Origin of the sequence: Achromobacter sp. Root565, assembly GCF_001427425.1 — a bacterium.
In the GTDB taxonomy this organism is placed as follows: domain Bacteria; phylum Pseudomonadota; class Gammaproteobacteria; order Burkholderiales; family Burkholderiaceae_B; genus Achromobacter; species Achromobacter spanius_D.
The window spans coordinates 2,120,686-2,134,023 of the sequence record NZ_LMGO01000001.1 but is presented as its reverse complement, the minus strand read 5'-3'; the positions used below and the strand labels follow the sequence as shown (position 1 = coordinate 2,134,023).

Sequence of the window (13,338 nt, the reverse complement as noted above, 5' to 3'; positions counted from 1 at the left end):
CAGGATCGCGGCGAAAGCCGTGGCGGCGAACGCGCTTCTTACGGCCAGGATCGCCGCGAAGGGCAGGGACGCTCGGATTCCCGCTCGCCGTCTGGCGGCCAGCGCGGCGAGGGTCGCGGTTCCTATGGACAAGACCGCGGTGGTGCCCGTGGCGGCGAACGCGCTTCGTACGGCCAGGAACGTCGCGAAGGGCAGGGGCGCCCGGACTCCCGCTCGTCGTTTGGCGGCCAGCGCGGCGAGGGGCGCGGTTCCCAAGGACAAGATCGCGGCGGTGCCCGAGGCGGCGAACGCGGTTCGTACGGACAGGATCGTCGCGAAGGCCAAGGACGCCCGGACTCCCGCTCGTCGTTCGGCGGCCAGCGCGGCGAGGGTCGCGGTTCCTATGGACAAGATCGCGGCGAAGCCCGTGGCGGCGAACGCGGCTCGTACGGCCAGGATCGCCGTGAAGGCCAGGGACGCCCGGATTCCCGCTCGTCGTTCGGCGGCCAGCGTGGCGAGGGCCGCGGCGGTGAACGCGGTTCGTACAGCCAGGACCGCCGCGAAGGTCACGGCTCCTTTGGGCAGGATCGCGGCGAAAGCCGAGGCGGTGAACGCAATTCGTACGGCCAGGATCGCAGCGAAGGGCAAGGACGCCCGGACTCCCGCTCGTCCTTCGGTGGCCAGCGCGGCGAATATCGTGGCGAACGTGATCACGCGCCGCAAAAGCCCCAGTCCAATCGTCCCCGTCTGTCGCACGCGGCCATCCGCATCGACCAGGTGCAGCGCGTGCTGGGTGAAATCCTGCAGTGGACCTATCCGGCAGACGCTGCGCTCTCGCACTGGCTGCGCCATCACCCGAATCTGGGCGCGCGCGACCGTTCCGAAGTCGCCGAGGCCGTTTATGACGTGCTGCGCCACCTGCGCCGCTACCGGCAGTACGGCGAAAGCGGCGTTGGCCCCGCATCGCGCCGTCTTGCCATCCTGGGCTTGAACGCGACCCTGGGCGCCGAGTTCCTTCAGGAAGGCATGGACGCCGCCGAGGCCGAGTGGCTGCAACGCGTCACGCGTATCGATGTCGCCACCTTGCCCCGCGCCGTGCGCGGCAGCATTCCTGACTGGCTGGACGAGCGCCTGAGCGCCATGGAAAGCCCGGAAACACTGGTCGAGGCCCTGAACCGCCAGGCCAGCCTGGACCTGCGCGTGAACCCGCTCAAGGCCGAGCGCGACGCCATGCTGGCGGAGCTGCAGCAAGGCGCGGGCCGTTATGAGCCCACGGCGATGCCCTATTCGCCCTGGGGCATTCGCATGGAAGGCCGGCCCGCCATCAACCGGTGGCCCCAATTCGAAAACGGCAGCATCGAGGTCCAGGACGAAGGCAGCCAGTTGCTCGCGCTTCTGGTCGCCCCGCGCCGCGGCGAAATGATCATCGATTTCTGCGCGGGCGCGGGCGGCAAGACGCTGCTTCTGGGCGCGTTGATGCGTTCGACCGGCCGGCTGTACGCGTTTGACGTCTCGGCGGCTCGCCTGGCGCGCGCCAAGCCCCGTTTTGCGCGCAGCGGCCTCTCGAACGTGGTGCCCGTGGTGATCGACAATGAAAACGACGCCCGCGTGAAGCGTCTGGCTGGTAAGGCGCAGCGCGTGCTGGTTGACGCGCCCTGCAGCGGCATCGGCACCCTGCGCCGCAATCCGGACCTGAAATGGCGCCAGCACCCCGAGGCGTTGGCGGAACTGGGTCAGCTCCAGGAACGCATCCTGAACAGCGCCGCACGCTGCGTCGCACCCGGCGGCCGACTGGTTTACGCCACGTGCAGCCTGCTGGCCGAAGAAAACGAAGTCCAGGCAGAGCGCTTTTTGGCCAGCCACCCCGATTTCGAACGGGTGGACGCCGCCGAAATCCTGGGTGCCCGCTGCGAGGCACTGAAGCTGGAAGGCCCGTACGTGCAGTTGCGTCCGGACCTGCACGGCACCGATGGCTTCTTCGCCGCCGTATTCGAGCGCAAGAAGAAGGGGGCCGGCACGGATGCCGCTGAGGCTGCTGAAGCCGACCTCGCAGAAGAGGACGACCGGGTCGACGCGGCCGATGGCGCAGAGGCCGAGTCTCAAGCCGACGCTCAGACCGTGATGGCTGAGGAGGCCGTTGTCGAGGAAGCCGAAGTGAAAGCTTCTGACGTCAAGGAATCCGAGGTCAAGGACCCGGCGTGACCCCCACCGTCGCGCTGTAGCGGCGGGTTCCGATGGTCTTGTTCTGGTACTTCACTTCCCAGGACAGCGTGTCGGAACCCGGCTGGTCGGCCTGGTAGACCACCTGCGCCACGGGCACCGCCTTGTACGCGCATCGCCCGGAATTATTGGACTGCCCGCGCGTCTGCAGGATGCTGGCCTTGCCTAGCGTCGGCATCTGCGTAATCGACACGCGCGGCGCCCGTAGCGCCAGGCAATCCGAACCACGGATCTCATAGTAGGAAGCCAGCACGGCGACGTCCCCGGACTTCAGGGTTTGCGCAAAAGTTGGGGCCGAGATCCCCATGCCGAGTACGGTCAGGGCAGCTAGAAAACGGTGACGCATTGTGTTGGGCGGCATTCGTGGGAGAAATGAGACAGTTGGCGGGCGGAACGGGGTGCAGTGTGCCCCGGTATCGTGGCGCCTTCAAGACCGCGGGTTTGCCTTACCGGAACTTTAAACGCCAAATGGTGCCAAAACCCGGTGCGACTGCGAAATTCATGCTGTCCCCCTCTGGGCAAAGCCGCCGCAGCAGCACAAGTAAAGGCTCTGCGCGCGCCCAAAGCGCGTCGGGCGCGGCTTTTTGGCTCAAAACCGCCGCTTAGTCATTGATTTCTCTCAATAACTATTTTGAAACTAGATTGTCATCAGGCGGCTAAGGTACGCTAAACTTTCAGCCACCTTCTCATGCGAGGCTCATAACAGCTTTATGGATTACATCCTCTCCTTTATTGCCGGCGGCCTGACCCAAGCGACTTGGTGGCAGATCGTCGTTTTCACTTTGGTCGTGACGCACATCACGATTGTTGCGGTCACGGTTTTTCTCCATCGCAGCCAAGCGCACCGCGGTCTGGATTTGCATCCGGCTGTCATGCACTTCTTCCGCTTCTGGCTCTGGATGACGACCGGCATGGTCACCAAGGAATGGGTGGCTATTCACCGTAAGCATCACGCCAAATGCGAAAAGGAAGGTGACCCGCACTCGCCCATGCTGTTCGGCATCTGGAAGGTTCTGTTCCGCGGCGCCGAGCTGTACCGCGAAGAATCGAACAACAAGGAAACCATGGCCAAGTTCGGCCACGGTACGCCCGACGACTGGCTCGAACGCAACGTGTACAGCAAGCACAGCCTCTGGGGCGTGCTGACCATGCTCGCCATCGACGTCGCCCTGTTCGGCGCCGCCGGCGTCACGGTCTGGGCTGTCCAGATGGCCTGGATTCCCTTCTGGGCCGCCGGCGTCGTCAACGGCATCGGCCACTTCTGGGGCTATCGCAACTACAACAGCCCGGACACCAGCACCAACGTGTTCCCGTGGGGCATCGTGATTGGCGGCGAAGAGCTGCACAACAACCACCACGCCCACGGCACGTCGGCCAAGTTTTCGGCCAAGTGGTACGAGTTCGACATCGGCTGGTGCTATATCAACATCCTGAAGTTCTTTGGCCTGGCCAAGATCAAGAAGGTTGCGCCCAAGCTCAAGCTAGACGACTCCCGCACGGGCATCGACCTGCGCACGCTGCAAGGCGTGATCACGCACCGCTACGAAGTCATGGCCCGCTATGCGGACGTGATCAAGGGCGCCGCCCGCGAAGAACTGGCCAAGCTCAAGGCCTCGCGTCAGGAAGGCAACGCCGAATGCGGCTACACCAAGCTGCATAGCGTGCGCCGCGCCATCCATCGCAACGAAGAAATCCTGCAGCCCGAGCAACTGGCTGCCGTGGACAAGGCCATCGCCCAGAACCAGTCGCTGTCGACGCTGGTGCAGATGCGCCGCGAACTCGGCCGCATCTGGGAAAGCTCCAGCGCCAGCAGCGAACAGCTTCTTCACGACCTGCAGGCCTGGTGCCAGCGGGCCCAGCAAAGCGGCATCGCTGGGCTTGAGCAGTTCGCTCAACATCTGCGCCGCTACGCGGCATGATGCTAGAGAAGCTAAACCCTGAACAACGCGCCGCAGTAACGTTAGAACCGCAGCACGCCCTGGTCCTGGCCGGGGCGGGCAGCGGTAAGACCCGGGTGCTCACCACCCGCATGGCCTGGCTGATTCAAACCGGCCAGGCTTCGCCTTTTGGGCTGCTGGCGGTCACGTTCACCAACAAGGCCGCCCGCGAAATGCTGGCGCGCATGTCGGCGATCCTGCCGATTGATACGCGCGGCCTCTGGATCGGCACGTTCCACGGCCTGTGCAACCGCATGCTGCGCGCGCATCACCGCGACGCCGGTCTGCCGCAGAGCTTTCAGATCCTCGACGTCACGGACCAGCTTGCGGCCATCAAGCGCCTCATGAAGGCCAACGGCGTCGACGATGAAAAATACCCGCCCCGCGATGTGCAGCGCTTCATCAACGGCGCCAAGGAAGAGGGCCTGCGCCCCCCTGACGTCGAAGCCTACGACGCCCATCGCCGCCGCCTGATCGAGATCTATCAGCTCTACGAAGCCCAGTGCCAGCGCGAAGGCGTGGTCGACTTCGCCGAGCTGCTGCTGCGCGCCTACGAACTGCTGTCTCGCAACGCGCCCGTGCGCGAACACTATCAACGACGCTTCCGGCATATCCTGGTCGACGAGTTCCAGGACACCAACACCCTGCAGTACAAGTGGCTGCGCCTGTTGGCCGGCGGTGGCGCGGCGATCTTTGCCGTGGGCGACGACGACCAGTCCATCTATGCGTTCCGCGGCGCCAACGTCGGCAACATGGCCGACTTCGAGCGCGACTACGCGCACGGCACCGTCATCCGCCTGGAGCAGAACTACCGCTCCTTCGGTCACATCCTGGATTCGGCCAACGCCCTCATCGGCCACAACTCGGGCCGCCTGGGCAAGAATCTCTGGACGGACCAGGGCGAAGGCGAGCCGGTGCGCGTCATCGAGCAGCCATCCGACGGCATGGAAGCCCAATGGATCGTGGACGAAATCCGTTCGCTCATCCACGAAGGCAGCGACCGCCGCGAAATCGCCGTCCTGTATCGCAGCAACGCGCAGTCGCGCGTCATCGAGCACGCCATCTTTTCCGCCGGCATTCCGTACAAGGTTTACGGTGGCCTGCGCTTCTTCGAACGCCAGGAAATCAAGCACGCGCTTGCCTACCTGCGTCTGATGGCCAATCCGCACGACGACACCTCGTGGATGCGGGTGGTCAACTTTCCAACGCGCGGCATCGGGGCACGCACGCTCGAGCAACTGGCTGACGCCGCGCGCCAGCACGACACCAGCCTGTATGGCGCGGTGGCGCTGGTCGGTGGCAAGGGCGGCTCGAATCTGGCCCAGTTTGCACAACTGATCCATCGCCTGATCGAAGAAACGCGCGAGCTGCCTCTGCCTGAAATGGTCGAGCACATGCTCGAGACCAGCGGCCTGAACGCCCATTACAAGGCCGAACGCGAAGGCGCCGAGCGGCTGGAAAACCTGAACGAACTGATCACCGCTGCGGCGGTGTTCGCGTCCGAGGAAAACTACGACGGCATGCCCGCCGGCGTGGTGCCCGACCAAGACATGTCGTCCACGCTCATGCCGGGCGTGGTGGACGCGCCGCCGGTTGCGGGCGACAACCTGACGCCGGTTGCCGCGTTCCTGTCGCATGCGGCGCTTGAAGCCGGCGACAACCAGGCCCAGCAAGGGCAGGACGCCGTCCAGCTCATGACGGTGCATGCCGCCAAGGGGCTGGAGTTCGACGCCGTGTTCATCACCGGCCTGGAGGAAGGGCTGTTCCCGCACGAGAACAGCATCCTCGAGCCGGCGGGTCTGGAAGAAGAGCGCCGCCTGATGTATGTGGCGATCACCCGTGCGCGCCAGCGCCTGTACATCAGCCTGGCGCAAAGCCGGATGCTGCATGGCCAGACGCGCTATGCCATGCGTTCGCGCTTCCTGGACGAAATTCCCGAACAGCACCTGAAGTGGCTGACGCCCAAAGCCGGACTGGCGCCGCTCAGCGCCACGGGCGCGGGCTGGGGCGGCGGCAACCGGGGCGACGCCTTCGGCCGCAAGCCGACCAACACCATTGCGCCGCGTCAACCCCGCGGCGTCGCCACCGGCGTCACGGTGGGCGACAAGCAGTATCGTGTGGGTCAGGGCGTCCGTCATGCGCGTTTCGGCGACGGCACCATCATCGGTCTGAGCGGCGCGGGTCAGGACGCACAGGCGGAAATCCACTTCCGCGACGTAGGCGCCAAGACGTTGGCGCTGGGCATCGCCAAGCTCGACATTGTTCAGGGTTGACTACATATGGCCACCAACGATTCCCCCAAAGCCGAGCTGGCGTCCCTACGCGCCGAAGTCGACGAGATCGATCAGCAGATCATGCTGCTGCTGGGTGTGCGATTCCGGTGCACCGACATGATCGGCGAACTAAAGACCAACCACGGCATGGATCTGGTCGATCCCAAGCGCGAGGCCCAGCAGGTCGAGCGCATCCGCCGGCTGGCGTTGGAAGCGGGCGTGCCGCCGGATCTGGCTGAAACCATCCTGCGCGAAGTGATCGACACGGTCATCGACAACCACACCCGCCTGCGCGAGCGTCCGTACTCGTAACCGCAGTCGCGTGACCCAGGCTTGCCCAGGCAAGCGTGCGGGTACAAGCAAGCCCAAAGAAATCGGCCCCAAATTGGGGCCGATTTCATTTGGATCAGGCTTCGCTCTGGTCTATCTCTTCCAGCGAGCCCTGCAGCTCAAGCCACTGCTCTTCGAGTTCCCCCATCCGCTTGCCGTGTTCGCCGTGTTCCGCCATGACCTTCTGGCGTTCGGCGCGGCGCGCGTCGGAATACAGGTCCGGATCGGCGATCACCGCGTCCAGGGCCGCCAGTTTCACCTTCAGCTTTTCCATCTCGGTTTCCACCTTGGCCAGCCTGGACTCCAGCGGCTTGCGCAGGGCGGACAGGCGTTGCCGCTGTTCGGCCTCGGCACGGCGTTGGGCCTTGCGATCCACGACCGCGTCGCCGCCGTTCTCGGCGTTCTCGCGCGCCTCGGCCCGCTCGTCCGCATTGCGGGCGGCCAGCCAGTCGCGGTAGTCCTCCAGATCGCCGTCGAACTCGCGCACCGCGCCGTCCGCCACGATCCAGAAGCTGTCCACGGTGGTGCGTAAGAGGTGCCGGTCGTGGGAGACCAGCAGCATGCTGCCGCCGAAGTCCGCCAGCGCGGTGGCCAGGGCCTCGCGCGTTTCCACGTCCAAGTGGTTGCTGGGTTCGTCCAGCAGCAGCAGGTTGGGCTTTTGCCACACGATGAGCGACAGCGCGAGCCGCGCTTTTTCGCCGCCCGACATCGGGCCGACCTTGCTGGTCACCGTATCGCCCGAAAAACCGAAACCGCCCAGGTAATTGCGCAGCTCCTGCTCGCGCGCTTCCGGCGCCAGGCGGGCCAGGTGCGCGATCGGCGTGCTGTCCACATCGAGCATGTCTAGCTGGTGCTGGTGGAAGTACCCGATGGCCAAGCCGCGTGAAGCGCGGCGTTCGCCAGCCTGCACGGGGATCTCTTCGGCCAGGGTCTTGATCAGTGTGCTCTTGCCAGCCCCGTTGGCGCCCAATACGCCCACGCGGCTGCCGGCGCGCACCATCAGGGTCACGTCGCGCAGGATGGGCACGGCGTTGCCGTCGGCGTCCGTGTAGCCGGCCGACAGGTGTTCCAGCGTCAGCAGCGGATCGGGCACCTGTTCGGGCGACGGAATGCGGATGTCGATGCCCGCTTCGGCCTGCAGCGGCGCCAGCACCTGCATGCGCGCCAGCGCCTTCACGCGGCTCTGCGCCTGTTTGGCCTTGGATGCCTTGGCCTTGAAGCGGTCGATGAAGCCTTGCAGCCGGGCCGTCTCGCGCGTTTGGCGCTCGTAGGCAATGTTGGATTGGCGCAGGCGCTCTGCGCGCTGCGTCAGGAAGTCGCCATAGCCGCCGCGGTAGCGCGTCAGCTTCGCATGGTCGAAGTGCAGGATGGACCGTGCGACCGCATCCAGGAATTCGGTGTCATGGGAGATCAGCATGACGGTGCCTTCATAGGCGACCAGCCATTTCTCCAGCCACAGCATGGCGTCCAGGTCCAAGTGGTTGGTGGGCTCGTCCAGCAGCAGCAATTCGGACGGGGCCATCAGCGCACGGGCCAGGGCCAGGCGCATGCGCCAGCCGCCTGAGAAGCTCTCGACGGGCTGCGTCCATTCGGCCGGCTTGAAGCCCAGGCCGGCCAGCAGTTGTTCGGCGCGCGACGCGGCGCTCCAGGCGCCGGCTTCCACCAATGCGGCTTCCACTTCCGCGATCTGCGTGCCTTGATCATCGGACAGCGCCGCGCGCTGCGCCTGCAGCGCGCGAAGGTGCGTGTCGCCGTCGATGACGAACTCGCGGGCAGGGCGGTCGTCTGCGTGAAGCTCCTGCTCGACGCTGGCGATGCGCCAGCCAGCGGGCAACGACAAAGTGCCGGCGTCCAGGTCCAGCGAGCCGGTCAGCAGCGCGAACAGCGAGGACTTGCCCGCGCCGTTCTTGCCCACGATGCCGACCCGTTCACCCGGGTTTACGACGAATTCGGCGCCGTCCAGCAGCACTTTCGTACCGCGGCGCAGGGTCAATCCATTGGCGCGTATCACAGGCTCAGTTGCTCGCGGGTAAGCAGCAGAAGCTGGTCCGAAGCTTCTTCAGTGTCCAGCCAGACGGGCGAAAGCTGCGGGAAGGCGGCCTCGAAGAAATCGCGCTCATGGCCGATCTCCAGCACCAGGACGCCGTTCTCCGACAGGTATTGGGGCGCCGCGTCCAGGATGCGGCGCACGAGGTCCATGCCGTCGTCGCCGCCGGCCAGGGCCAGTTGCGGTTCGTGCAGGTATTCCTGGGGCAGGACGCGCATCGAACCGCTGTTCACGTAGGGCGGATTGCAGACAATCACGTCGTATTCACGCGCGGGCAGGTTGTCGAAGAGATTGCTGGCGTGCAGGTCCAGGCGGTCCGAAAGACCGTAGTCGTCGACGTTGCGGCGGGCGACTTCCAGCGCGTCGGCGGACACATCCACCGCGTCCACGTGCGCGTAGGGGAAGGACAGCGCCGACAGGATCGCCAGGCAACCTGATCCGGTGCACATGTCCAGCACGTTCTCTACCGCCAGCGCATCCTGCACCCACGGCGACAGCCCCTGGTCCAGCAGCTCGGCGATCGGCGAGCGCGGCACGATGACCCGTTTGTCGACGTAGAACCGGTGGCCGCGAAGCCACGCTTCGTTGGTCAGGTAGGCGGCGGGCACGCGTTCGGTCACGCGGCGGTCCAGCAGGTCGAGCACGCGCTCGCGCTCTTCGCGCACCACGCGGGCGTCCAGGAAGGGATCGAGCGTATCCAGCGGCAGATGCAGCGCGTGCAAGGTCAGGTAGACCGCCTCGTCCCAGGCATTGTCGCTGCCGTGTCCCAGCGACACCTGGGCGCCATTCAGGCGCGACACGCCGTAGCGGATCAGGTCGCGCACGGTCTGCAGTTCTTCGCGGGAGGTTGCGTTCGTATCAGGCATTCAATTCACCGCCCCAGGGGGAAAACGGAAAAACGCCCCCTGGAAGGGGGCTGGAAAGTGTGCGCGGCGGGACGCGAGTCCCGCCGGCGCGTGCATCATGCGGGCAACAGCAGGTTTTCCAGCGTGCGCCGATAGATGTTTTTAAGCGGTTCCAGCGAGGCGACCTCGATGCGCTCATTGACCTTGTGGATCGTGGCGTTGCCGGGGCCGAACTCGATGACCTGCGGGCAGATCTTGGCGATGAAGCGGCCGTCGGACGTGCCGCCCGTGGTCGACAGCTCGGCGGTCACGCCCGTCTCTGCGTGGATCGCCTGCACCAAAGCATCGGTGAGCGAACCGCGCGGGGTCAGGAAGGGCTCGCCACCCAGTTCCCACTCCAGGTCATATTCCAGGCCGTGCTTGTCCAGCACGGCATGAACCCGCTGCTTCAGGCTTTCGGGCGTGCTGGCGGTCGAGAAGCGGAAGTTGAACAACGCCACTGCCTCGCCCGGCACCACATTCGTGGCGCCCGTACCGGAGTTCAGGTTCGACACCTGGAACGTCGTGGGCGGGAAGTACTCATTACCCTTGTCCCACTCGATGTTCACGATGTCGGCCAGCGCCGGCGCAAGCTGGTGCACGGGGTTGCGCGCCAGATGCGGGTAGGCCACGTGGCCCTGGATGCCCTTGACCGTGAGCTTGCCCGACAACGAGCCGCGGCGGCCGTTCTTGCAGGTGTCGCCCAGCACGTCGCCCGACGTGGGCTCGCCGACGATGCAGTAATCCAGCTGCTCGCCGCGCGCCTTGAGCGCGTCGCAGACGATGGCGGTGCCATCGATGGACGGGCCTTCCTCATCGGACGTGATCAGAAGGGCGATCGAACCGCCATGCTGCGGATGGGCCGCCACGAATTCCTCGGCCGCCACCACGAAGGCGGCGATCGAGCTTTTCATGTCGGCCGCGCCGCGGCCATACAGCCAGCCTTCGCGTTCGGTGGGAACGAAGGGATCGCTGTGCCACTTTTCGCGCGGACCCGGGGGCACCACGTCGGTGTGGCCGGCAAAGACCGTCAGCGGGGCGGCGCTGCCGCGCCGGGCCCACAGATTGGTCACGCCGCCCTGCGCGATGGTCTCGCAGGTGAAGCCGATGCGTTCGAGCCTGGCGGCAAGCGCCGCCTGGCAGTCTTCGTCCGCGGGCGTCACGGAGGGACGCGCGATCAGGTCCTTGACCAGATCCAGTACGGCCGAATTGCTCATCAAGCCCTCAGCAGGTCGTTGATGCTGGTCTTGGCGCGGGTCTGCGCGTCGACACGCTTGACGATCACGGCGCAGGCCAGGCTGTGCGAGCCGTCGGCCGACGGCAGCGAACCGGGGACCACGACCGAACCCGAGGGCACGCGGCCGTAGGTGACCTTGCCCGTGGCGCGGTCATAGATCTTGGTGCTTTGCGACAGGAACACGCCCATTGCCAGCACCGAGTTTTCTTCGACCACCACGCCTTCCACGACTTCGGAGCGCGCGCCGATGAAGCAGTTGTCTTCGATGATGGTGGGGTTGGCCTGCAAGGGCTCGAGCACGCCGCCGATGCCGACGCCACCCGACAGGTGGACGTTCTTGCCGATCTGGGCGCACGAACCGACGGTGGCCCACGTGTCGACCATGGTGCCTTCATCGACGTAGGCGCCGATGTTCACGTACGACGGCATCAGCACGACGTTGCGGGCGATGAACGAGCCGCGGCGGGCCACGGCCGGCGGCACCACGCGGTAGCCGCCTTGCTTGAACGCGTTGTCGCCGAACTCCGAAAACTTGAGCGGCACCTTGTCGTAGAACTGCAGGGGCGCCTGGCCCATGATGGCGTTCTCGTTCAGACGGAACGACAGCAGCACGGCCTTCTTGATCCACTGGTGCACGACCCAGTCGTCATTGATCTTCTCGGCCACGCGCAGGCGGCCCAGATCCAGCCCGTCGATGGTGTGCTCAACGGCTTCGCGCACTTCCGCGCTGGCGTCGGTGGGCGACAGGTTGGTCCGGTTTTCCCAGGCTTGTTCAATGGTGGTCTGCAGGTCGAGAGTCATATCGGCTCAGCTTTTAAAGGTTGGTCAAACAGAGGTATGTACAAAATGGGCGATGCGTTCGGCCGCCTGCACGCAGTCGGCCAAAGGCGCCACCAGGGCGATGCGGATGCGTCCCTGGCCGGGATTGAAGCCATGCGCTTCGCGCGCCAGGAAACTGCCCGGCAGCACGGTAACACCGGTGCGGCCATAGAGGTCGCGCACGAACGCGGTATCCGAACCGGGCGTTGCCGCCCACAGATAAAACGAGGCTTGCGGCCGTGACACATCCAGCACTTTTTGCAGGATGGGCACGACCGCATCGAATTTCTCGCGGTACTGGCGCCGGTTTTCCTTCACGTGCGACTCGTCCGTCCACGCGGCAACGCTGGCCGCGGACACGATCGGGCTCATCGCACTGCCATGATACGTGCGATACAGCAGAAACCGGGAGACCAGCGCCGCGTCGCCCGCCACGAAGCCAGACCGCAGGCCCGGCACGTTGGACCGCTTGGACAGGCTGGAGAACGCCACCAGATTGCGGTAGTCGTCCCGGCCCAGACGGCGCGCCGCCTGCAAACCGCCCAGCGGGGGATCGCCTTCGTCCAGGTAGATCTCGGAATAACACTCGTCCGACGCGATCACGAAGCCATGACGGTCGGAGAGCTTGAACAGGGTTTCCCATTCTTCCAGCGACATGACGTTGCCGGCGGGATTGCCCGGCGAGCACACGAACACCAGGCGCGTCTTCTTCCAGATGTCGTCCGGCACCTGGTTCCAGTCGCTGCCAAAATTGCGCACCGGATCGGCGTTGACGAAGTAGGGCGTCGCGCCCGCCAGCAGCGTGGCGCCTTCGTAGATCTGATAGAACGGATTGGGGCAGATCACCACCGAGCCGGCCGAGGGATCGATCACGGTTTGGGTGAACGCAAACAGCGCCTCGCGCGATCCCAGCGCCGGCAGCACCTGCGTGTCGGCGTCGGGCGCGGGAATGCTGTACCGGCGCGCCAGCCACTCCGAAATCGCCCGGCGCAACGCAGGATCGCCCTTCGTGGACGGGTAGACGGACAGCCCGGCCATGCTATCGCGGATGGCTTGCGCCACGCGCTCCGGCGCGGCGTGTTTGGGCTCGCCGATCGACAGGTTGATGGGCGCAATGCCGTCCGGCTGCGAACTGGCAGAGGCCTGCAAAGCCCGCAGTTTTTCGAACGGGTAGGGGTGTAGGGCATCGAGGCGCGGATTCATGACGCAAGATTTTAACAAGCAAGCTACAATAGCGGGCTTGGCCTATTGCGAAGGTGGCGAAATTGGTAGACGCACCAGGTTTAGGTCCTGACGCCGTAACAGGTGTAGGGGTTCGAGTCCCCTCCTTCGCACCACCAAACCCCCCCATGATTTCAATGATTTAGGTCCTGAGCCTGTCATTTTCGGAATGATTGGGACCGATCAGGCCGCGACGGCTTCGGTTCTTGGAAGGTTTCCGGTTTACCTCCGGTTTTCCCGAATCATCCAGCCCGAACCCGCCAGAGCGATCCTTTCAGGCCGCATGCCTGCGGTCTTGAAGTCTCCAGACTCCAGACGGCATCGGCCGCCATTTCGCGCCAATCAGCCGTGGCACCATCCACACGGTTCATCTGCAGCGCCGCATGCTTGG

General features: G+C 65.2%; 11 protein-coding genes and 1 tRNA gene. 5 read left to right on the top strand and 7 right to left on the bottom strand.

Annotated features, from left to right (window positions below; genetic code table 11):
* Positions 1 to 765: 765 nt before the first annotated feature.
* Complete coding sequence (locus ASD71_RS28530) at positions 766 to 2,181, top strand: RsmB/NOP family class I SAM-dependent RNA methyltransferase (protein WP_056566690.1); 1,416 nt, start codon at positions 766 to 768, stop codon at positions 2,179 to 2,181.
* Here the strand turns inward: ASD71_RS28530 and ASD71_RS09550 are convergent.
* Positions 2,165 to 2,452, bottom strand: a complete 288-nt coding sequence (locus tag ASD71_RS09550; protein WP_235512076.1) for a hypothetical protein — start codon at positions 2,450 to 2,452, stop codon at positions 2,165 to 2,167. The genes ASD71_RS28530 and ASD71_RS09550 overlap by 17 nt on opposite strands.
* Before the next feature lie 433 nt (positions 2,453 to 2,885).
* Entirely contained in the window at positions 2,886 to 3,062 is a 177-nt protein-coding gene (locus tag ASD71_RS28615; protein ID WP_369818969.1) for a hypothetical protein, read from the bottom strand.
* Between ASD71_RS28615 and ASD71_RS09545 the strand changes: the two genes are divergently transcribed.
* The 3 genes from ASD71_RS09545 to ASD71_RS09535 are packed head-to-tail and all read left to right on the top strand — an operon-like array spanning position 2,982 to position 6,721.
* Positions 2,982 to 4,118 (top strand): fatty acid desaturase, encoded by a 1,137-nt coding sequence (locus ASD71_RS09545; RefSeq protein WP_369818963.1) that lies wholly within the window; start codon positions 2,982 to 2,984, stop codon positions 4,116 to 4,118. The two genes, ASD71_RS28615 and ASD71_RS09545, sit on opposite strands and share 81 nt — an antisense overlap.
* A complete protein-coding gene (locus tag ASD71_RS09540; RefSeq protein WP_056562510.1) occupies positions 4,115 to 6,409 on the top strand; it encodes a UvrD-helicase domain-containing protein in 2,295 nt (764 codons plus the stop codon). The genes ASD71_RS09545 and ASD71_RS09540 overlap by 4 nt, the downstream gene beginning before the upstream one ends.
* 6 nt (positions 6,410 to 6,415) lie before the next feature.
* Positions 6,416 to 6,721 (top strand): chorismate mutase, encoded by a 306-nt coding sequence (locus ASD71_RS09535; RefSeq protein WP_056562507.1) that lies wholly within the window; start codon positions 6,416 to 6,418, stop codon positions 6,719 to 6,721.
* Between the two features lie 94 nt (positions 6,722 to 6,815).
* Here ASD71_RS09535 and ASD71_RS09530 read toward each other — a convergent pair whose 3' ends face one another.
* The 5 genes from ASD71_RS09530 to dapC form a co-directional block, all read right to left on the bottom strand.
* Positions 6,816 to 8,750 (bottom strand): ABC-F family ATP-binding cassette domain-containing protein, encoded by a 1,935-nt coding sequence (locus ASD71_RS09530; protein WP_156395108.1) that lies wholly within the window; start codon positions 8,748 to 8,750, stop codon positions 6,816 to 6,818.
* On the bottom strand, positions 8,747 to 9,652 hold the full coding sequence (gene prmB, locus ASD71_RS09525) for a 50S ribosomal protein L3 N(5)-glutamine methyltransferase (RefSeq protein WP_056562501.1): 906 nt from the start codon (positions 9,650 to 9,652) through the stop codon (positions 8,747 to 8,749). Before prmB ends, ASD71_RS09530 begins: the two co-directional genes overlap by 4 nt.
* 95 nt (positions 9,653 to 9,747) lie before the next feature.
* Positions 9,748 to 10,887 carry a succinyl-diaminopimelate desuccinylase gene (gene dapE, locus ASD71_RS09520; protein WP_056562498.1) on the bottom strand — a complete coding sequence of 380 codons (1,140 nt, stop codon included), beginning with the start codon at positions 10,885 to 10,887 and terminating at the stop codon, positions 9,748 to 9,750.
* Positions 10,887 to 11,708 (bottom strand): 2,3,4,5-tetrahydropyridine-2,6-dicarboxylate N-succinyltransferase, encoded by an 822-nt coding sequence (dapD, locus tag ASD71_RS09515; protein ID WP_056562496.1) that lies wholly within the window; start codon positions 11,706 to 11,708, stop codon positions 10,887 to 10,889. Before dapD ends, dapE begins: the two co-directional genes overlap by 1 nt.
* A gap of 24 nt (positions 11,709 to 11,732) precedes the next feature.
* A complete protein-coding gene (dapC, locus tag ASD71_RS09510; protein ID WP_056562493.1) occupies positions 11,733 to 12,929 on the bottom strand; it encodes a succinyldiaminopimelate transaminase in 1,197 nt (398 codons plus the stop codon).
* Between the two features lie 47 nt (positions 12,930 to 12,976).
* On the opposite strand from dapC, the gene ASD71_RS09505 reads away from it, so the two are divergent.
* Positions 12,977 to 13,063 (top strand) — tRNA-Leu (locus ASD71_RS09505).
* The last annotated feature ends 275 nt before the right edge of the window (positions 13,064 to 13,338 follow it).

Bases quoted from the DNA above. Each gene is read 5' to 3' on its own strand.
- dapC (WP_056562493.1), bottom strand. From the start codon at position 12,929: ATGAATCCGCGCCTCGATGCCCTACACCCCTACCCGTTCGAAAAACTG.
- dapE (WP_056562498.1), bottom strand. From the start codon at position 10,887: ATGAGCAATTCGGCCGTACTGGATCTGGTCAAGGACCTGATCGCGCGT.
- ASD71_RS09540 (WP_056562510.1), top strand. From the start codon at position 4,115: ATGATGCTAGAGAAGCTAAACCCTGAACAACGCGCCGCAGTAACGTTA.
- ASD71_RS28615 (WP_369818969.1), bottom strand. From the start codon at position 3,062: ATGCAAATCCAGACCGCGGTGCGCTTGGCTGCGATGGAGAAAAACCGT.
- ASD71_RS09535 (WP_056562507.1), top strand. From the start codon at position 6,416: ATGGCCACCAACGATTCCCCCAAAGCCGAGCTGGCGTCCCTACGCGCC.
- prmB (WP_056562501.1), bottom strand. From the start codon at position 9,652: ATGCCTGATACGAACGCAACCTCCCGCGAAGAACTGCAGACCGTGCGC.
- dapD (WP_056562496.1), bottom strand. From the start codon at position 11,708: ATGACTCTCGACCTGCAGACCACCATTGAACAAGCCTGGGAAAACCGG.